At 62.3% G+C, this 21236-nt stretch carries 14 protein-coding genes; 8 read left to right on the forward strand and 6 right to left on the reverse strand.

The genetic code is table 11. From position 1 onward, the window contains the following. Positions 1-75 precede the first annotated feature (75 nt). Positions 76-993 carry a transcriptional regulator MetR gene (gene metR / locus V6607_RS27035; RefSeq protein ID WP_003216460.1) on the forward strand — a complete coding sequence of 306 codons (918 nt, stop codon included), beginning with the start codon at positions 76-78 and terminating at the stop codon, positions 991-993. Positions 994-1106: 113 nt separating this feature from the next. Here the strand turns inward: metR and V6607_RS27040 are convergent, their stop codons facing one another. The 5 genes from V6607_RS27040 to V6607_RS27060 form a co-directional block, all read right to left on the reverse strand. After that, positions 1107-1517, reverse strand: coding sequence for an NUDIX domain-containing protein (locus tag V6607_RS27040; RefSeq protein WP_008435540.1), 411 nt, complete (start codon positions 1515-1517; stop codon positions 1107-1109). A gap of 48 nt (positions 1518-1565) precedes the next feature. Then, positions 1566-2912, reverse strand: coding sequence for an HD domain-containing phosphohydrolase (locus tag V6607_RS27045; RefSeq protein ID WP_023659212.1), 1347 nt, complete (start codon positions 2910-2912; stop codon positions 1566-1568). 182 nt (positions 2913-3094) lie between these two features. Then, entirely contained in the window at positions 3095-3367 is a 273-nt protein-coding gene (locus tag V6607_RS27050) for a type B 50S ribosomal protein L31 (RefSeq protein WP_003216453.1), read from the reverse strand. Between the two features lie 100 nt (positions 3368-3467). Further along, positions 3468-4793: an APC family permease gene (locus V6607_RS27055; protein ID WP_134327273.1), complete on the reverse strand. Its 1326-nt coding sequence runs from the start codon at positions 4791-4793 to the stop codon at positions 3468-3470. A gap of 228 nt (positions 4794-5021) precedes the next feature. Next, positions 5022-5843 (reverse strand): carbon-nitrogen hydrolase family protein, encoded by an 822-nt coding sequence (locus tag V6607_RS27060; RefSeq protein ID WP_003216449.1) that lies wholly within the window; start codon positions 5841-5843, stop codon positions 5022-5024. Positions 5844-5936: 93 nt separating this feature from the next. On the opposite strand from V6607_RS27060, the gene V6607_RS27065 reads away from it, so the two are divergent. From V6607_RS27065 to V6607_RS27080, 4 genes are all read left to right on the forward strand, one after another. Then, positions 5937-6701 (forward strand): LuxR C-terminal-related transcriptional regulator, encoded by a 765-nt coding sequence (locus V6607_RS27065; protein ID WP_003216446.1) that lies wholly within the window; start codon positions 5937-5939, stop codon positions 6699-6701. A 130-nt stretch (positions 6702-6831) separates the two neighbouring features. After that, positions 6832-8451, forward strand: a complete 1620-nt coding sequence (locus tag V6607_RS27070; protein WP_003216444.1) for an FMN-binding glutamate synthase family protein — start codon at positions 6832-6834, stop codon at positions 8449-8451. Positions 8452-8517: 66 nt separating this feature from the next. Beyond that, positions 8518-8814: a cupin domain-containing protein gene (locus tag V6607_RS27075; protein ID WP_003216439.1), complete on the forward strand. Its 297-nt coding sequence runs from the start codon at positions 8518-8520 to the stop codon at positions 8812-8814. A gap of 143 nt (positions 8815-8957) precedes the next feature. Next, positions 8958-10082, forward strand: coding sequence for an OpgC domain-containing protein (locus tag V6607_RS27080; RefSeq protein ID WP_008435548.1), 1125 nt, complete (start codon positions 8958-8960; stop codon positions 10080-10082). Positions 10083-10127: 45 nt separating this feature from the next. Here V6607_RS27080 and V6607_RS27085 read toward each other — a convergent pair whose 3' ends face one another. Beyond that, positions 10128-11540 carry an amino acid permease gene (locus V6607_RS27085; RefSeq protein ID WP_003216436.1) on the reverse strand — a complete coding sequence of 471 codons (1413 nt, stop codon included), beginning with the start codon at positions 11538-11540 and terminating at the stop codon, positions 10128-10130. Between the two features lie 607 nt (positions 11541-12147). On the opposite strand from V6607_RS27085, the gene V6607_RS27090 reads away from it, so the two are divergent. The 3 genes from V6607_RS27090 to V6607_RS27100 all read left to right on the forward strand — a co-directional run bounded on the left by V6607_RS27090 (position 12148) and on the right by V6607_RS27100 (position 21223). Next, a complete protein-coding gene (locus tag V6607_RS27090) occupies positions 12148-12636 on the forward strand; it encodes a transposase (protein WP_338743969.1) in 489 nt (162 codons plus the stop codon). Between the two features lie 253 nt (positions 12637-12889). Next, a complete protein-coding gene (locus tag V6607_RS27095; RefSeq protein WP_087692797.1) occupies positions 12890-15982 on the forward strand; it encodes a transglycosylase domain-containing protein in 3093 nt (1030 codons plus the stop codon). Between the two features lie 135 nt (positions 15983-16117). After that, positions 16118-21223 (forward strand): NEL-type E3 ubiquitin ligase domain-containing protein, encoded by a 5106-nt coding sequence (locus tag V6607_RS27100; protein ID WP_134327274.1) that lies wholly within the window; start codon positions 16118-16120, stop codon positions 21221-21223. The last annotated feature ends 13 nt before the right edge of the window (positions 21224-21236 follow it).

Raw genomic sequence — 21236 nt, forward strand, 5'->3', positions numbered from 1 at the left:
CGGTCGACACACATAACAACATGAGACAAACTCAACCGATCCGAATTTGTCACAAGTTATATTCATGGAGACCCCGTGCTCGAAATCCGCCATCTCAAGACCCTGCACGCCTTGCGCGAAGCCGACAGCCTGGTGGAGGCCGCTGAGCGCCTGCACCTGACGCAATCAGCACTCTCCCACCAGTTCAAGGAACTGGAAGAGCGCATGGGCATGCAGTTATTCGTGCGCAAGACCAAGCCGCTGCGCTTCACCAGCGCCGGCCTGCGCCTGCTGCAACTGGCGGACGCCACCCTGCCCTTGCTGCGCGGTGCCGAACGCGACATCGCGCGCCTGGCCGGCGGCACGGCCGGGCGTTTGCACATGGCCATCGAGTGCCACAGTTGCTTCCAGTGGTTGATGCCGACCATCGACCAGTTCCGCGATGCCTGGCCGGAAGTCGAGCTGGACCTGGCCTCCGGCTTCGCCTTCGCGCCGCTGCCGGCCTTGGCCCGTGGCGACCTGGACCTGGTGGTGACCTCGGACCCGCTGGAGCTGCCGGGCATCACCTATGTACCGCTGTTCACCTACGAAGCCATGCTCGCCGTGGCCAACCAGCACCCGCTGGCGAACAAGCCGTACATCGTGCCCGAAGACCTGATCAGCGAAACCCTGATCACCTACCCGGTGGAGCGGGATCGCCTGGACATCTTCACCCGCTTCCTGGAACCGGCGGATGTAGAACCGGCCCAGGTGCGCACCTCGGAACTGACGGTGATGATGATGCAGTTGGTGGCCAGCGGTCGCGGCGTGTGCGGCATGCCCCATTGGGCGCTGCATGAATACAGCTCCCGGGGGTATGTGAAGGCCAAGCGGCTGGGGGAGAAAGGTTTGTTTGCCACGCTGTACGCCGGGATTCGCGCCGACATGCTGGACGCGCCGTACATGCGTGATTTTCTGCTGACGGCCAAGGACACCTCGTTTTCGACCCTGGACGGCGTCAGCGCCGTTCGCTGACCTGTAGCGGATACCTGTGGCGAGGGAGCTTGCTCCCGCTGGGCTGCGCAGCAGACCCAAAAATCCTGGGGCCGCTTCGCGCCCCAGCGGGAGCAAGCTCCCTCGCCACAAGATCAGGCAGGGATCAGAGAGGCGCGGTAGAACGGCAGAATCAAATCCCGGGTCAGCGGCGCAAGCTGCAAACCGCCGTCGCCCGCCGGGTCGATCCAGCACACCTCTTCAATCTCGGCAGCCGGTGTCACAGGCACGTCGATGTGCACCTGGAACAATTCGGCCTGCACCACGAACCCCGGCTCATTCGCCGCCGGCGCCGAGAACTGCCCAAGGTACACAGCCGCCTCCGGATCAACTCGCAGGCCCAGTTCTTCGTGCAGCTCACGGGCCAAAGCCTCTGCGGGTTGCTCGCCGGCATCGATCTTGCCGCCCGGCTGCATGAAGGCCTGGGTGCCGCGCTTGCGTACCAGCAGGGTCTGGCCGTCGCTGCCGATCAGCAGGGCGGCGGCGATGCGAATGGTGGAGGTCATGAAAAGGTCGCCTTGAATACAAAGGCGCAAGGATCCCATGAACCGGTCTCACCCCGAAAGCAGTGCCTCATCCGGCTCCTTGATGAACACGCTGTACTTCGCCCCTTCCATGGCCTCGAACGCAATCAGCTTGTCCACCAGCGGCAGGTTCAACACCTTGCCGGCGTTGAGCAGCAGCATGCCGTTGTCGGCGTTGAGGTTGCGCGCCAGCACCATGCCTTCGGCCAGTTCGCGGGTGGTCAGGACCTTCACCGACGGGTCGCCCAGGGTCACGTCGCTGAGGAACGCGGCGCAGGCCTGGATGAAGTCCTCGACCATGTCCGGGTCGTAAAGGCGCCCGGCGTATTTGCGGATGTAGAGCAGCGCTTCGTCGCTGTTCATCTGCCGCTCAAGGATCAAGCCGCGTTGCAATTCGATGAAGTCCACCGCCAGTTTCAACAGGCGCGAACCCACAGGTATTGCTTCGCCCTTGAGGTGGTCGGGAAAGCCGCTGCCGTCCCAGCGTTCCTGGTGATGGCGGATCAAGCGTGCCGCGTCTTTCATCGGTTCCAGGGTCATCAGCAACGATTCGCTCTGGGCCGGATACGCCCGGTACCGCTCACGGTAGGTGCTGTGCAGCAGGTCGCTGGGAGAGACCATCATGTTGTCGCTCCAACTCAACTTGCCGATGTTGTAGAGCGCGGCGGCCATGGTCAGGTCGCGATTGCTGGCCTCATCCAGGCCGCGGCCGTGGCACCAGGTGCGCACCAGCTCGATGATCTGCCGGTTGGTTTGCTTGGCTCGGGGCAAGCGCAGGTTGGCCAGCAGCGAGAACACTTCGGTGCCGGTGGCGTAGCTGTGTTTGAGTTCTTCGTAGGCCAGGTCGAGCATGTCAGCGGTTTGCTGCAGCTCGCTGGTGCGTGAGGCCACGCGTTTTTCCAGGCTGGCGTTGAGTTGCTTGAGTTCGTCGTTCTGCTGGCGGGTCAATTGCTCCAGGCGCAGGCGCTCACGCTCGGAGTGTTGATGGGCCAGGGATTGCCGCAACGCCAGCAGCAGTTCTTCGTCTTTCCAGGGTTTGCTCAGGTAGCGGTAGATCTGCCCTTCGTTGATGGCCTTGATGATCAGCGTCAGGTCGGTTTCACCGGTCAGCAGGATGCGCACGGTGTGCGGGTAATCATGGTGGATCTGCGCAAGCAGGGTGGCGCCGTCCATGTCCGGCAGGCGCGCGGCACTCATCACCAGGTCGACGGGTTGCTGCGCCAGAATCGCCAGCGCGTGAGCGGCGTCGGTGGCGCTGCATAATTCAAAGGGTTCCAGGCGCAGCAACTGCGTCAGGCGGTCCAGCACGTCCGGGTGTGCGTCAATCAACAGCACCACCGGGCGGTCGGGATTTGCGAAGGTCACTGACTCTCCCATGGGGCACCTCGTATAGCGTCGATGTGCGTGTCCTACGGTCAAGGTAACAGCCTCCTGGCCATTACCCAGCAGTTTAGTCGGTTTTTCTTTGCGGTGATGGCCTTGAGATATCACTTCGTCAGATGGGCATAAAAAAGGGCCACTTCATTGAATGAAGCGGCCCTGAGGTAACGCGCGGTGCATCACGCCTCGGCGGTTTTACCGGCCGAACCAAACGATGCAAATCGCTTGTTGAAGCCGGCGATGCGGCCTTCGGACTGGGTCTTGCGCTGTTGGCCGGTGTACACCGGGTGCGAGGCACTGGACACGTCCAGGAGCACGTAGGGATAGGTGTTGCCGTCGCTGTGTTGTTGCGTACGGTCGGTTTCCACGGTGGAACCGATCAGGAAGAAAACGTCGGCGGCGGTGTCATGGAACAACACGGTGCGGTAGTCGGGGTGGATACCAGGTTTCATAAGGCCTCCGGGGCGTCTGGGTGAACATCAAGTGTTATACAGTAACACAAATGATGCACCCAAACGAGAACCGATTGCAATAAGAATAGACCCCGAGCTTCTATGCGGCTTCCTGGAAGTCCATTTCCGGGGGCTGCCGGGAGAAGCCCCGCGTCAGGAAACCCAGGTACAGCAGGCCAATCGCCAACCAGCTCAGGCCCAGGTAAATCGCCAGGTGATCAAGGCTGACCATCAACCACAAATCCGCCACCAGGCCGATGGTCGGGAACACCAGGAACAGCACCAACTCCCGCAAACCGCGCTGCTTGGCACCGATCCAGTAGTGGAAGATCACCGACAGGTTCACCAGGCTGAAAGCCAGGAACGCACCGAAGTTGATGAACGAGGTGGAGGTGGTGACGTCCAGTCTCAACGCCAGTAACGCAACCACCGCGCACAGCAGGATGCTGTTGACCGGCGTACCGAAGCGCGCGTGCAAGGTACCGAAGAACGACTTGGGCAACACCCCGTCGCGCCCCATCGCAAACAGCAACCGCGAACCACTGGCCTGCGCTGACAGCCCCGAGGCGAACTGGCCGACGATCAGGCCGATCAGGAAGATCGACACAAACAGGTCGCCGCCAATGTTGCGGGCAATCTCGTAGGCGGCAGAATCCACGTCGGTGAACTCGAACGATGGGTGGGCGATCTGCACGAAGTACGACACACCGACGAAGATCAGCCCGCCGATCAGGGTGATCAGCATGATCGCCCGGGGAATCGTGCGGCGCGGGTCGCGGGTTTCTTCGGTCAGGGTGCTGACCGCGTCAAAGCCCAGGAACGAATAGCAGGCGATCGCCGCACCGCTCATGATCAACGGCATTTGCATCTGGCCGTTGAAGAACGGGGTGATGGTCCACAGCGGCTTGCTCGCATCACCGCCGATGTAGTGGATGCACAGCGCGACGAAGGCGACCAGCACCAGGAACTGCACCAGCATCAGCAAGGCGTTGATGCCGTTGGCGAGTTTCAGGCCGATGATGTTGATCACACTGGTGACCCCGATAAACGCCAGTACCCAGACCCATTGCGGCACGGCCGGGAAGGCCGAATGCAGGTAGGCCGCGCCGATCAGCCAGATGGCCATGGGCAGGAACAGGTAGTCGAGCAACACCGCCCAACCGGCGATAAACCCGAGCTTGGGGCTGATGGCCTTGCGCACATAGCTGTAGGCAGACCCGGCCACCGGGAACGCCGAGGCCATGCGGCCGTAGCTCATGGCGGTGAAGAACATCGCCACCAGGGCGGCCAGGTAAGCGGCCGGGACCATGCCGGCGGTGGATTGCGCCAGGATACCGAAGGTGCCCAGGACAATGATCGGTGTCATATAGGCGATGCCAAACAGCACCACCGACCCTAACGACAGGGTGCGTTGCAAACGAGCCATGAGCGATTCTCCGCGCAATTATTAGATTTATGGCAGAACTGAAGTCGGTGCAGCGAACGCAATAATTTTTATGGTTGAAGCAGCTTTTTGGTGAAATGCAGCTTCTGTGACGAGGGGGCTTGTCCCCCGTTGGGCTGCGAAGCGGCCCCAGAAAAAGCGGGAGCGCTTCGCACTCCAACGGGGGACAAGCCCCCTCGCCACAACAGCATCCTTGCCACGAGACCCGTGTCAGGGTTTGGGGATCAACAATTCCCGCGTCCCGTCCTCGCGCTCAATCACCTCCCCCGGCAATTTCAAGCGCTGGTCATCCAGGTAGCGATAGTCCTGTCGCGCCGCCGCCAGTTGCCCCAGGTCCAGTTCAACGCTGAACTGCCCTTCCCCGCGCCCGGCTTCAAACAGCAAGCTGCCGAACGGATCGACCAGCGCACTGCCACCGGCGAACATCAGGCCGTCGTCGCCCTCTTCCACTCGGTTGACCATCAGCGCGAACGCCTGGTTTTCCTGGGCGCGGGCCATGATCGCAGTGCGGTGGGTGGGGCCGTACGGGTCCATGTTGCCGTTGGTGACGATCAACACTTCAGCGCCCAACTGCGCCAGGGCCCGGGCGGTTTCCGGGAATTCGATGTCGTAGCAGATCAACAGGCCAACTCGCACGCCGTTCCACACGCAGGTGGCGTAGCGGTCACCCGGGGTGAAGACGCCGCGGTCCGAGGCCCACAGGTGGGTCTTGCGATAGCGCAGGGCGATGCCGTCCGGGGTGATCATCAAGGTGGTGTTATAGAATTGGCCCGCGTCGCTCTCGGCCATGCCGATCACCACGGCGATATTGCGCGCGCGGGCGGCCTGGATAATCGCCTGCACGGTCGGGCCGTCCACAGGCTCGGCCACCTCGGCCACGGTGCCGGCGGTCGGGAAGCCCATCAGGTGGGTTTCCGGGAATACGACCAATTGGGTATCCGCCGCACACGCAGCAATTGCCGCCAACGCGCGCTCAAGGTTGTAAGCTGTGCCGTTATCGCGGCCTGCCAGCTGGGCAAATTCGACCTTCATGGTTATTCCTTGTTCTTTATCTGTGGCGCAGTATGCGCAGCCGCGAACACTCGGGAAATCACGCAGCCGGGTTAACCCTATGGGGGTAGATGCATGACATTGTCGCTGGAAGACATCGCCTGGCACCGTTCGGTGGGGCAGATGATAGACGCCCTGGACCAGCCGAATTTCTGGACGCAGCTTGTCCGGTTGCTGGACCAATATGTGCCGTTCGACAGTTGGGTGGTGTTGCTGTTCAGCAGCGAGCACAAACCCCTGGTGTTCGCCGAATGCCCCGGCCAGGACGGTGAACCGGACCATCTGTTCCAGGATTACCTCAACGGTTTATACCTGCTCGATCCCTTCTACATCGCCAGCCGCGAACACTCGCGCACCGGGCTGTTTCGCCTGGCCGAAGTGGCCCCGGAGCATTTCGAGCTGACCGAGTATTACCAGCGCTACTTCCGGTTGAACGTGGTGGCCGATGAAATCCAGTTCAACTGCCAGCAACCGGATGGGCGAACCCTGTGCCTGTCCCTGGGCTCCAAACAGCGCTTTGACCCACAGCAGATTGCCCTGCTGTCGCTGATTCAACCGTGGGTACTGGGCTTGCTGCGCCAGCGCCTGCCCCATGAACTCAACCAGGTGAGCGCTCCGGAGCAGCCTATCCACAACGATGGCTGGGGCGCGCAACTCACCGCGCGCGAGCTGGATGTGGGCCGTTTGATGCTCAGTGGTTGCTCCAGCAAGGAAATCGCTCGTAAGCTGGAAATCTCTGTTGAAACCGTGAAAGTCCATAAGAAACACATGTACAGCAAGCTAGGGATCAAATCCCAGTCGGAGCTGTTCTCGATTTTTCTGCAGGCGCAAAACGCCTGATCGAGCCCTGTAGGAGCGAGCTTGCTCGCGAAAAACGTCAATGCACCGCGGTCATCCAGACAACCGCGCTATCGTTAACGACCTTCGCGAGCAAGCTCGCTCCTACAGGATAAAAACTAAGGAACCCTGTATGAGCCTGTCCTTGTTAAGCCGTTACGCGTTCTTTGCCGTCTGCGTCATTTTCACCCTCGCCAGCATGCCGTTTATCGAACACGAATGGCTGTGGCCGATCGCCGTGGTGACCGGCATCCTTAGCCTGATCGGCATTTTCGACCTGCTGCAAAGCCCCCACGCGGTGCGCCGCAACTACCCGATCCTGGGCAATATCCGTTACCTGGTGGAAGGCATCCGTCCGGAAATCCGCCAGTACCTGCTGGAATCCGACAGCGACGCCCTGCCCTTCTCCCGGGCCCAGCGCTCGCTGGTCTATTCCCGCGCCAAGAATGAAAGTGCCGACAAACCCTTCGGCACGCTGATCGACGTTTACCAGTCGGGCTTTGAGTTTATCGGCCACTCCATGCGCCCCGCGCCGCTGAGCGACCCCAGCGCGTTTCGCGTGATCGTCGGCGGCCCGCAATGCAAGCAGCCCTACTCGGCCTCGGTGTTCAACATCTCGGCCATGAGCTTCGGTTCGCTGAGCGCCAACGCGATTCGCGCGCTCAACCAGGGGGCCAAGCTCGGCAACTTCGCCCATGACACCGGTGAAGGCAGCATCAGCCCCTATCACCGGGAAAACGGCGGCGACCTGACCTGGGAGCTCGGCAGCGGCTACTTCGGCTGCCGCACCAGCGCCGGCCTTTTCGACCCGGAACGCTTCGCCGTGCAGGCGCAGAACCCGCAAGTGCGGATGATCGAAATCAAGATGAGCCAAGGCGCCAAACCGGGCCACGGCGGGATCCTGCCCAAGCACAAGGTGACCCAGGAAATCGCCGACACCCGCGGCATCATGATGGGCGAGGACTGCATCTCGCCGTCGCGCCACAGCGCGTTTTCCACTCCTATCGAAATGATGCACTTCATCGCCCAGCTGCGTGAACTGTCGGGCGGCAAACCGGTGGGCTTCAAGTTCTGCCTGGGCCACCCGTGGGAATTCATGGGCATCGCCAAGGCCATGCTCGAAACCGGCATCCTCCCGGACTTTATCGTGGTGGACGGCAAGGAAGGCGGCACCGGCGCCGCGCCGGTGGAGTTCACCGACCACATCGGCGTGCCGCTGCGTGAAGGCTTGCTGTTCGTGCACAACACCCTGGTGGGCTTGAACCTGCGGGACAAGATCAAGCTCGGCGCCAGCGGCAAGATCGTCAGCGCGTTCGACATCGCCAGCGTCCTGGCCATCGGTGCCGACTGGGCCAACTCGGCGCGGGGCTTCATGTTCGCCATCGGCTGTATCCAGTCGCAAAGCTGCCACACCAACAAATGCCCCACCGGAGTGGCCACCCAGGACCCGTTGCGCCAGCGCGCACTGGTGGTGCCGGACAAGGCCCAGCGCGTGTTCAACTTCCACCGCAACACGTTGAAGGCCCTGGCAGAAATGCTCGCTGCCGCCGGTCTCGACCACCCTTCACAACTGTCGGCCAAGCACCTGGTGCGGCGCATGTCGGCCACCGAGATCAAGCTGTTCTCGCAGTTGCATGTATTCCTGAAACCTGGCGAATTGCTCACCGGCGAAGTGAACGGCGAGTTTTATTCGCGCATGTGGCAGATGGCACGGGCCGATAGTTTTGAGCCGAATGAAATCGCCGCGGCCTGAGCCCGCACTGAACAACCCCGCTGAACCGGACCACCGAACGGCATCGTTGAAACAAGGAGCTTCACCATGCCGTTACTCGACTTCACCGCCCTTGCCGCCCAACTGCCGGACACCTGGAAATCCACCCGCGTGGGCCAGGTCGGCCCGGCGCGGATCAAGGTGCTGCGCATGGATGCACAGGCTTATGAAGAAGAAACCCACGACTACAACGAAGGGCTGTTGGTGATCGACGGCCTTTTGCGCCTGTCTATTGGCGAGGAGGCCATCGACGTCGGCGCCGGTCAGATGTACCTGGTTGAAGCCGGCATCGCCCACGCGGTACTCGCCGGCAGCCAAGGCACGCTGGTGATCATCGACGTTTAAACAAAGCGATGAGACATTCAGCAAAAAACTCAGCTTTGCAATTGCTTACAAATACCGCCAACCTGCGCCCGCCCGACGTACGGCTCGACTGAAGCCGTCGTCCACTTGTCATTACTAAACCCCTTGTTCAAGAGCCCGCTGCCATGTTGAACGGACGCGACCCGCGCATCGATTTTTTTCGGGGCCTGGCGTTGATCTTTATTTTCTGGGATCACGTGCCCCACAACCCTCTGGGCCAGATCACCTTGCGCAACTTCGGTTTCAGCGACGCGGCGGAGGTCTTCGTGTTCCTGGCCGGTTATGCGGCCGTGCTGGCCTACGGCAAGATCCTGCAGCGCGACGGTTATCTGATCGCCTGCGTGAAGATCTGGCGGCGCACCTGGGTGCTGTACGTGGTGCACATCTTCCTGCTGGCGATGCTGATGGGCATCGTGTTCTTCGCCAACAGCCATGTGGAAACCCGCGACCTCGTTGAAGAGATGGGCCTGACGCACTTCGTCACTCATCCCCAGCAAGCCCTGGTGGATGAACTGTTGCTGCGCTTCAAACCCAACCTGATGGACCCGTTGCCGCTGTACATCGTGCTGCTGGGTTGCCTGCCGCTGGTGTTGCCGTTGCTGTTGCGCAAGACCTCGGCGGTGGTGGCTGTTTCGCTGGCGGTGTACTTGCTGGCCCCGCACCTGGGCTGGAACCTGGCGGCGATTGCCGACGGCGTGTGGTATTTCAATCCGGTGACCTGGCAGTTGCTGTTTGTGCTGGGCGGCGCGGCGGCGATTCATGCCGGGCAACCCCGCCCTGTCGAGACTCGGCGCCTGTTGCGTCAGCCATTGTTCGTCGCTGCGGCGGTGTATGCGCTGTTGGCGGGGGTTCTCACGCTCTCGTGGCGCTGGCCGGAAATCCACGACGCGCTGATGCCGTCGGCGCTCAGTGACCTGCTGTACCCCATCAGCAAGACCGACCTGTCGCCCGTGCGTTTGCTGCACTTCCTGGCCCTGGCCTATGTCACCGCCAAGCTGCTGCCTGGCCGCGAATGGACGCAGAACTGGCTGGCCCGACAAACCTGCCGTATGGGGCGCTACTCCCTGGAAGTGTTCTGCCTGGGGGTGCTGCTGGCGCCACTGGCAGACATGATCAATGCGATCACCGGCGATGCCTTCGCCATGCAGATTTTCACCGCACTGGTAGGCGCCGGGTTGATGGCGTTGCTGGGGGCCTGGCTGGACTTGAACAAGCGGCTCACGCAACCGGCGCGCGTCGCCACCGCCTGAAAAACAAAAAGCCCCGAAAGGGGCTTTTTGTTGAGCGCAGGAAACTCAGCTCGCGGTGCGTGCCGCCGCTTGAGTCGGCTGCAACTTGAACACGTAGAACAACACCGTCAGCAGCACCAGGAACACCGGCCCCACGTAGAGCGCCACACGGGTGTCCGGGAAGTACGCCATCAGGCCCACCACCAGCACCAGGAACGCCAAGGCCAGGTAGGAGCTGACCGGGTACAGCCACATGCGGTATTTAAGGCCGTCACGTTCGGCCTGGGTCAGGCTCTTGCGGAACTTGAGCTGGGCCAGGAGGATCATCAGCCAGGTCCAGATCGCGCCGAAGGTGGCGATGGAAGTGACCCAGACGAAGACTTTTTCCGGGACCATGTAGTTGAGCAGCACGCCCAGCAACAGCACGAAGATCGACAGCAGCAGCGCCTTGCGCGGCACGCCGTTGCTCGAGGTGGTACCGAACGTGGCCGGGGCCTGGCCGTTCTGCGCCAGGCTGTAGAGCATGCGCCCGGTGCTGAAGATACCGCCGTTGCACGACGACAACGCTGCGGTGATCACCACGAAGTTGATGATGCCGGCGGCGGTCTTGATACCCAGGCGCTCGAAGGTCATCACGAACGGGCTGCCCTGGGTGCCGATTTCGTTCCACGGGTAGATCGACAGAATCACGAACAACGCACCGACGTAGAACAGCAGGATGCGCCAGAACACCGAGCCGATGGCACTCGGGATGGTCTTCTGCGGGTTCTTCGCTTCACCGGCGGTGAGGCCGATCATCTCCACGCCCAGGTAGGCGAACATCACCATCTGCAGGGACATCAACACACCCTGCACGCCATTGGGCATAAAGCCGCCGTGGGTCCACAGGTTGGAAATGCCCAGGGCCACGCCATCGTTGCCAAAGCCGAACGCGATGATGCCGACGCCGCCGATCACCATGGCGATGATGGTGACGATCTTGATCAGTGCGAACCAGAACTCGAACTCACCGAAGGCCTTGACCGCGATCAGGTTGATGGTGCCCATGCTGATCAGTGCTGCCAGGGCCCAGATCCAGCGGGGTGTATCGGGGAACCACACGCCCATGTACACGGCGACGGCCGTGATTTCTGCCACGCAGGTCACCAGCCACAGGAACCAATAGTTCCAGCCGGTGAGAAAGCCCGCCAGCGGGCCGAGGTAATCCTGGGCGTAGCGGCTGAACGAACCGGCCACCGGGTTGTGCACGGCCATCTCGCCGAGGGCGCGCATGATCACCAGGATCGCCAGGCCGCCGATGATGTACGACAGCATGATCGCCGGGCCGGCCATTTCAATGGCCTTGGCCGAGCCTAGGAACAGGCCGACGCCGATGCATGCACCGAGGGCCATCAGGCGAATATGCCGTTCGCCGAGTTCGCGTTTCAGCGGACCGCCCTGAGCGGTCTCGCCGTGGGGCAGATGATTGCCAGCTGGCATAGGGATACAACCTCGTCTTGTTATTGGATATGAGCCACCGAGTCCGGGGCGTCATGGCGGGTCTGCCATGGCGTACCGTTGCCGGATCACCTTTTGGGTAAAACGGTCTGGCCGGGCCAGATCAGCGGGGGTGCAGTATAAAAAGCTAAACCCAGGGGTTTTCACTCTATAAACGGCAAGATTCAGCGGGAACTCTCGGTAAAGGCGCCTTTTGCGGAGGAGCATCACCTGGTTAGCGTAGGAATCATCGCCACCAAACGGCGGCGAGTATTGCACGGTAATGGTGCAGCGTCATGCCCCTACCTTTGGCGGGTTTACGGGTGGGGGAGGCTCTAGCTCGACGGTTTGGGGTTATGTGGCGGGGTTATCTGTGACGAGCGGGCTTGTCTGTGGCGAGGGGGCTTGTCCCCCGTTGGGCTGCGTAGCAGCCCCAAAACCTGCCATAAGTTCTATCCAGAAAATGCGGTGTCTTTACTGGGGCTGCTGCGCAGCCCAACGGGGGACAAGCCCCCTCGCCACAGACAAGCCCGCTCGCCACAAATCTACCTTCGAGAAACACGCCGACACTGAACTGCAAGAGAGCACTCCACAGCAGCTGCTAACGTCAATTGACTACTTCCCCTCAAGGAGCAAAGGAACGCTTCATCAACCCAACTCTCATCTGTTACGCCGTGGTCGACATTCAGAATCTGGCCGTCCTTATCTGATTACCGCCGTGGTTCACAACAGGCAACCCCTGTTCAAAGACTTCCATTTGGGAAGACTACTGGTAGCAGAATTCAGGAAGACCCATGAATTGGGAATGGTCGACTCTCTGGCATGGGTCGTCATGCCTGATCACTTTCATTGGCTATTTGAGCTGCAAGGCACAACGTTGTCGCAGGCTGTGGGACGTACCAAATCCCGCAGCACCCTCACCATTAATCGCGCACGCGGCAGCAAAGAACGATTCTGGCAACTTGGCTACCATGACCGAGCAGTGCGTAGCGATGAAGACCTTCGCAAAATTGCCCGCTACATCATCGCCAATCCTCTGCGAGCGGGCCTGGTCGAACATATTGGTGACTACCCACTATGGGACGCAGCCTGGCTCTGATTTTTCCTGTGTGGAGAGGGCTTGTCTGTGGCGAGGGGGCTTGCCCCCCGTTGGGCTGCGCAGCAGCCCCAGTAAACACACCGCATTTCTTCAGGAAGATCTTCATGGCAGGTTTTGGGGCTGCTGCGCAGCCCAACGGGGGACAAGCCCCCTCGCCACAAACAGCATCACACTCACAAATCCCCCCCACTCGCCCACCACCGTCTAAGCTTCAACCAAGTCCGATCAATCTACGTAAATGGATCAATCGACTATGGGCGCTTTATGGCAAAACGCTTCGACCAAGGCTGCGGTATCCACCGATAGCCCGGATGAACAGCCGTTGCCACAAAGCCCTCCTCCCCGCCGACGGTTGTGGTGGCGGCTGTTCTGGCTGGTGCTGCTGATTGCGCTGATCGCCCTGGGCTTTGCCGCCCTGCGGGAAATGCGCACTTCAAGGTTGCAGGCCAAGACCTTCTCCGACATTGCCTCAACCCTCACCTACCAAATGCATTCGGGCCCCAGCGATGCGCGGGTTTACCCTGGCGCCGGGCCCTTTGACAAGCGCTTGGGCTACAGCGCCCTCGGCGAGTTCCTGCCGCGCTTGATCAAGCGTGACTACCTGATCCAGGCTCAAGCGCGCTTCTCCCCCGACCTGATGGCCTACGCCCAGCGCGGCCTGTTCGTGCCCTACCCGGAAAAGATCCAGGCCGGCCTGACCATCACCGATTGCCGCGCCGCACCGCTGTATCAGTTCACGTATCCACAACAGTTCTACCCAAGCTTTGCGGCGATCCCGCCGGTGGTGGTCAGCAGCCTGCTGTTTATCGAAGACCGCGACCTGCTGGACCCGAAAAACCCGCAACTCAACCCGGCCGTGGATTGGCCGCGCTTTGCCAAGGCGGCCTGGTCCCAGGTGGCGAAGCTCTTGCACCTGCCCGGCCAGACGGCAGGCGGCAGTACCCTGGCCACGCAGCTGGAAAAATACCGCCACTCGCCCGACGGCCTGACCCTGTCCGGCGGAGAGAAAATCCGCCAGATGATTTCTGCCAGCGTGCGCGCGTATCAGGACGGCCCGCAAACCCTTGCCGCTCGCCAGGACATCGTGCGCGACTACCTCAACAGCGTGCCCCTGTCGGCGGTACCCGGCCATGGCGAAGTGCACGGCATGGCCGAAGGCTTGCGCGTGTGGTACGGCGCCGACTTCAACCAGACAAACGCGCTGCTCATCGGCACCGACCCCAAACAGCTGCCGCAAAAGGGTCTGGCGTTGCGCGAGGTGCTGTCGCTGATGATCGCCCAGCGTCGCCCGTCTCACTATCTGTCCAAGGGCCACAAGGAACTGGCGGACCTCACCGACAGCCACATCCGCCTGCTCGCACAAAACAACGTGATCGACCCGGCGCTGGCCAGCGCAGCCCTCGCCAGCAAAGTCACCTACCGTGACTGGCAGCAACAACCGACGATCCAGCCAATCGAAACCAACAAGGGCATCAGCGTCGCCCGCACTCGCCTGGCCGCCCTGCTCAACCAGCCGCTGTACGACCTCGACCGACTCGATCTCTCTGCCACGAGCACCTTGCAAGCCGACCTGCAAAGCCAGGCCAGCACGTACCTCAAGCAACTCGCCGACCCCGCCTTCGCCGCGCAGATCGGCCTGCTCGGGCCCACGCTGCTGACGCCCGCCAGCACCGCTCAGGTTCGCTACAGTTTCAACCTCTACGAGATGACACCCGACGGTGCCCGCGTGCGCGTGCAAACCGACAGCACCGACCAGCCATTCGACATCAACGAAGGCAGCAAGCTGGAACTGGGTTCAACCGCCAAACTGCGGGTGATGACCACCTACCTGCAAATCGTCAGCGAACTGCATGATAAATACGCTGCGACACCTGCCGCCGAGCTGCGCAAAGTCCCGGTCGAGGACACGGACCGCATTACCCGCTGGGCCCTCGACTACCTGGCCCAGAACAGCGACCGCAACCTGCCGGCCATGCTCGACGCCGCCCTCAATCGCCAATACTCGGCCAACACCGGCGAAGGTTTTTTCACCGGCGGCGGCATGCACCACTTCCATAACTTCCGCAGCCAGGACAACGGTCGCAATCCCACGTTGATCGAAGCCCTGCGCGAGTCGATCAACTTGCCGTTCATTCGCCTGATGCGTGACCTGGTGCGCTACAGCACCTATCACGGTGCGAACAACAGTGCCGAGTTGCTCAAGGACGACAGTGACCCGAGGCGCCAGGAATACCTGGCCAAATTCGCCGACCGCGAAGGCACCACCTTCCTGCTCAAGTTCTGGAAGAAATACCGCAACAAGAACACCCAGGCGCGCCTCGACACCTTCCTCGACAGCATGCACCCCACCGCCATTCGCCTGGCCGCCGTACACCGCTACCTGCTGCCCAACGCCAGCCAGGCGAGTTTCAACAGCTTCGTCCGCTCGCACTTGAGCAGCGTCAAAAGCCCTGAAAAACTCACCGACGAGCGCCTCGAAAAGCTCTACCAGAATTACGGCCCCGGTGCCTACGACCTGCCTGACCAAGGCTATATCGCCAAGGTTCACCCGCTGGACCTGTGGCTGATGGGCTACCTGCTGAACAACCCCGACGCCACCTTCACCCAGGCCACCGCCGCCAGTGAACACGAGCGCCAGGAGGTTTACAGCTGGCTGTTCAAGAGCCGCCACAAGAGTGCCCGCGACAGCCGCATCCGCACCATGCTGGAGATCGAAGCCTTCCTCGATATTCACCAGCGCTGGCAGAAAGTCGGCTACCCCTTCGACCACCTGGTGCCGTCGCTTGCCACGGCCATCGGCAGCTCCGGCGACCGCCCGGCGGCCCTGGCGGAACTGGTGGGGATCATCCTCAACGATGGCGTGCGCCAGCCCACCCTGCGTATCGACAGCCTGCGCTTTGCCGCCGACACCCCGTACGAAACCCGCTTGGTCAACGACCCCAATCGCGGCAAGCGCGTGATGCCTTCCGAGGTGGCCACGGCACTCAAGGGGGCGCTGTCCCAGGTGGTGGACGCGGGCACTGCACGGCGCGTGTCCGGCAGTTTCAAACTGGCGGACGGTACGCCTTTGGCCATGGGTGGCAAGACCGGTACCGGCGACAACCGGATCGAAGCCATCGGCGCCGGCGGGCGGATTCTCAGCTCCAAGGCGATCAACCGCACGGCGACCTTCGTGTTCTACATCGGCGAACATCATTTCGGCACGCTGACCGCCTTCGTCCCCGGCGCTTCGGCCCAGGGTTTCAAGTTCACTTCGGCGTTGCCGGTACAGGTACTCAAGGGCATGGCGCCGATTCTTACGCCCTATCTGCAACCGGGCAACAACAGCTTATGCAGCGTGCGCTGATGGGCCTATCCCTGCGCTTTTCACTTGCGGATTACTGAGGGATCCGCCGCGGTTTCCACCCACTATTCAAACTTATCCGCAGCCGTGCCGGTGCATAGACTCAAGCCTTCTTTTTGAGCTCTACAGGTTGCCCCCATGGCCGACATACCCGACCAGTCCCTGCACCACGCGTTTATCGAAAACGCCCTGCCGCACTGGCTGAAAACCACCTCGCCACTCCGCCTGCGCGCACTCAACGACGTCGCCCGCCAAGGCATCCGCCACTATCCCCATGCCAGCGCCAACCAGCATCAAGCGCTCAAGCCCGCGATCGCCGCACACTGGCAGCAGCAGGCTGCGATGGACCAGCGATTCCAGGCATTGACCGACGTGTATGCCTTCGCCGAACCGCTGCTGAAAAATGCCTTGAAGGCCTATGGCGAGATCGACGTCAGAACCACCTGCCTGCGGCTGTATGCCAGCGCCAAAGTTGCCTGGTGGGTGCACGATTTCAATCGTGGGGAGCAAAGCAAAACCCTGTCGCTGCTGGACGTCGCGCTGGCCAACTTTGCCGCCTCGGACACCTTCGTCGACTACGCCTTCCTGTCCGCCGAAGACCCACGCGGGCAGCGGGATACACTGACCTTGCGCCACTCCATCACCGGCGCCGTATTGACCGCTGAACAGTTCAAGCACATCTGCCGCACCCTGGACCTGGGCGCCCGCTACCAGAAAAGCCTGCGCCAGGCCCTGGGGTTCTATGACCCGGCGGTGACCCGGGCCGTGCGCCTGCAGATGATTGCCACTCAGAAGACTGCCCTGGGTACGGCGGCGCACCTGGCCTTGATCAACCGGGACATCGACGCCGATGCCCACGGCGCCGTGCTCGACCTGATCGCCGGCCGCGTCGCGCTGCTGGACGGTCAGGCGCTTGGATGCCATACCCTGAGCCTGATGAACACGGCATTGACCGGCATCCTGTTGCTGTTTGTCCCGCAGCCCACCCGACCCGTCGGCAAGGTGCTGGTGTACATCCCCGCAGACCCCGAACACCCTCTGAAGCAATACCCTTCGCCTGCGGCCTTCCTCAGCCACCTCACGGAAAAACTGCGGGACAGCCAGCGCTACCAGACCTTCTTCAGCCAGTTCATCGACCACGCCAGGCGCGGTGAATTCTTTGCCGGGCTCAATACACGCTTGAGCCGTGTGCGCTGGCATCAAACCGCCCACACCGACCCGCGTCCCAGCTGGCGCGACACCCCGACCACCCAGCCAAACCTGCAATTCAGCGTGCAGGCTATCGGTGACGATCACGTCAATCGCTCAACGCTCGCCGCCGAAAATGACCTGTGGAATTACCAGTACCGCCTCAAGTTGAACAAGATCGTCAACGATGCCCTGGACATCGCCGTGCCCACCGCCACCGCCGACCGCCACGCGCGCTGGGCCTGGTGGGACAACCTGGAAAAAATCCTCGGGGATATCTTCAATGCGGCGCTGCTGGTGCTGACGCCCTTCGTGCCGCTGCTGGGGGAAGCGATGCTCGCCTACAGCCTGTACCAGATCACCGACGAGGTGTTCGAGGGGATTGTCGATTGGGCCCAGGGGCGTGGTGCCGAGGCGGCGGAGCAAGTGGTCGCGGTGGCCGACAGCGTGATCCAGTTTGCCTTGTTCGGTGCTGCCAGCCAGTTGGGCCATGTCGCACGGCTCAAGCTCAGCCCCTTCGTCGAAGGCTTGCGCCCGGTGGTGCGGCCCGACGGCAGCACGCGCCTGTGGCACCCGGATATTGCGCCCTATGCTGTGAAAAACCTCGACCAGCCGCCCATTGTCGACGGCCTGCACACCCATCGGGGCAAGCAGATCCTCGCGCTGCAAGGTACTCACTTCGAAGTGCAGGCAGACCCTGAAACCGGCGACACGCGTATCGCTCACCCGGAGCGCGCCAACGCCTATCAACCCCTGGTGCGGTTCAACGGCGACGGCGCCTTCGTACATGAAGCCGAGCAACCGCGCACCTGGGACAGCGCCACGCTGATGCGCCGCCTGGGGCCGCGCACGGCGCCCTTCAGCAACCAGCAACTGCAGCAGATGCAACGCATCAGCGGTGCCGACGACGGTGTGCTGCGCAACCTTTACGTGCAAAACAGGCCGACCCCGCCGCTGCTGGAAGCGACCCTCAATCGCTATGAAGCCCAGCGCGCTGCCACACAGACCGTGCACACCATTCGCGCCGGCGCACCGCTGCCGCTGGATGCGACGTCCGCCTGGTTCGAGCAGACCATCACCGAGCTGCCGGGCTGGCCCCAAACCAAGGCATTGGAAGTGTTCGTGCGCTCGGACAAGAGCGGTGACTCCCACAAGTACGCCAACCCGCAGGCATCGCCGGCCGACACGCTGCAATTGAGCCTGGCCGAGGTGATGTCCGGCGAGTTGCCGGCGCGGGTGCTGGAGTTTCTCGATGAGCCGTCGATCAGGCACCTGCTGGGCGGCGACGTGCCGCAAGCACTGCGCGTGCAAACCTTGCGCGATCAACTGGCGGACTCGGTGGCGCGCCAGACCGGTGACATCGCCGACTACATCCATCAGGCCCGCCAGGTCAGCGCCGATCCCCATGAACGCCGTTTGCGCGAGCAGGTCAGCCCGCTGGACCGGCCGCTGGCCGACACCCTGCTGGCCGGCACAACCCCGGCCGAACGGCAAACCCTGGACCACCACGTACCGCTGCGCCTGCTCAATCAGGCCAGGGAACTGAGCTTCGCCCAGCACAGTGTCCAGGCCTACGCGGGGTTCTTCCCGCCCTGGGCGATCACCGAAGGTACCGAGCGCCTGGTGCTCAATACCCTCAAGCGCTACAGCGATGGCTTTGGCGACCTGCACCTGCAAATCCGCGATCGCCAGGTCAGCGGTACGTTGCGTTGTGAAGCCGGGGCGGCCGATGCCCGCCGGCGCCGGGTGCTGGTGCGCCAGAACCACGTGGGCTACGAACTGTTCGATGAACAGGGCCAACGCCTGCACGGCCCGGATACCCTGTATGAATGCCTGTTGCGTGCATTGTCCGACGCTCAGCAAAGCGAGTTGGGCTACCGGCCCGGCCAGGGCGCCGGGCTCAAGCATTGGCTGATGGAAACCCTCGAACCCCTGGCCGAACGGCGCCGGGTGCTGGCCGAGCCACCGCTGCGCTCTACCGCTGATGCGCAGACCACCACCCTGCTCGGCGGCGCGGCCCTCGGCGGGTTGCGCCGCGCCCAGGAGCACCTGAGCCAGGCCCGCGCCCGGGAGGTGCTGGCAAGTCTGTTCCCGACCCTGGAAGAGGCGCGCCTGCAGCGGTTCCTCAATGAGATCGGCCCGGGGCTGAACAACGATGTCCTCAATCGCCTGGTCCTGCAGCGGCACAACCTGTACCGGGAGCTGGAGCAATGGAAGCGCCTGCCCGGCCCCCATCCCAAAAACAGCCGCATGGCCCGGGAGGAAAAACTGCGTAAAAATATCATTGCGCACAAACTCTATCGCTGCTGGGAAGACCGCCTCGCCGAGCACCGCGACGACTTGGGCCAGGTGCAGAGCGGCGCGAGCCTGGACCTCAGCGCCCTCGACCTGCCCGGCAGCCTGCCGCTGCTGGGCAATGGTTTCGAGCACGTCACCCAACTGAAGCTGGCCAACTGCATGTTCAACGACAGCCAGTGGCCCTTTCTGCAGGCATTCCCGTCCCTGCGGGAGCTGGACGTCAGTGCGAACGAACTGACGCGGCTGCCCGAGCCCATCGCCAACATGCGCTACCTGCGCGACCTCAACGTGGGGGAAAACCAGATCACGCTGCTCAACGGCGACGTTGCGCGCCTGAAAAACCTCAAGCACCTGCGCAACCTGAACCTGTACCGCAACCCGCTGACGCAGCCACCGAACATCTCGAAAATGCCGCACCTGCGCCGCCTGTTCCTGAGCCGCACCCCCATCACCCAATGGCCCACCGGGCTGTTTGCCCACCCACGGGAGGAGGGTTTCCTGCTGGACCTGAGCCAAACCCGGATTGATCATGTGCCAGCGCTCATGGCCGATAGCGCCGAGGCCCGGACCGTCGCCCATACCCGCCTGGACCGCAACACCCTGCTCAACGACCAGCGCCTGCTGTACGAGCAGTACCGCGAAGCCGCCGGACTGGACCCCAACCGCAGCTATGAACCCCGTGGAGAGAGCGGCCCGTGGCTGGAACGGGTCAGGCCGCCGTTACTGGGCAGGCGCCAGGAGCTGTGGCAAGCGGTGGAGCGCGAGCACGGCTCCCAGGGTTTGTTCGAGGTGATCAAGGCCCTTGAAGCGCCCGACTTCTTCCAGCGGCCCCAGGACATGGACACCTATTGGGACAATCTTGAAACGTTGCGCGAGCGCGTCTGGCGTTTGCTGGAGGCGGCCCACAACGATACGGCGCTGCGTGAAAAGCTGTTCAAGATGGCCAGTTTTCCCGGCCTGTGCGCCGACGGCAGTGCACAGATTTTCAATGACCTGGGCATCGAAGTGCTGGTCAGCGAAGCCCAGCGTTACTCCGCCTCGGCCAGCGAGCGCGAGGGCAAACTGGTGACGCTGGCAAAGGGCAATGCACGGCTCAAGCAATTGAACCGCATCGCCAGCGAGGACATTGCCCATCGGCTCAAACCCGAAGCCGAAGGCGGCCTCGGCCAATGGCTGCGTTCCCAACGACGGGAGGGCGTGATGGGTAACGTGGACGACGTGGAGGTCTACCTGAGCTACCAGACCTCCCTGGCCAAGCGCCTCGACCTGCCCTGGCTGTCGGAACACATGCTGTACCGCGACACCGGCGACGTAAAACCCACGCAGATCGAACAGGCCTACAGCACGGTGCTGGAGCTGGGCGAAGGCGATGGCCTGGTCAACCAGATGTTGCTGGAGCCCTATTGGGAACAGTACCTGCACGACCACCACCCGAACACCCTTGAGGCCAATGCCCGGCATTTCGACGAGCAATGCGCGCGCCTTGATGAGCTGCAGGAAGCCCAGGCCAGGCTGGCCCAGGCCAACGGCTTACCCGACGAGCAGAAAGAAGCGTTGAGGCTCACGCTGATCGGTCTCGCCGACGCCCTGGGTGTGCCGCACCCACAAGTGCTGACCGGGCAACCCATGACGGACGACAGCTACAACCTGCTGCTCAACGAACTGGGCTACCGCGAAAAACAATGGATGCGCGAGTTGACCCACCAGGCTTTGGAACGCCACAGCCAACAACGTAACCGCGTCACGCGCCAGGTCTGACCGTATGGGTGTG

Origin of the sequence: Pseudomonas sp. KK18, from assembly GCF_037094675.1 — a bacterium.
Lineage (GTDB): Bacteria > Pseudomonadota > Gammaproteobacteria > Pseudomonadales > Pseudomonadaceae > Aquipseudomonas.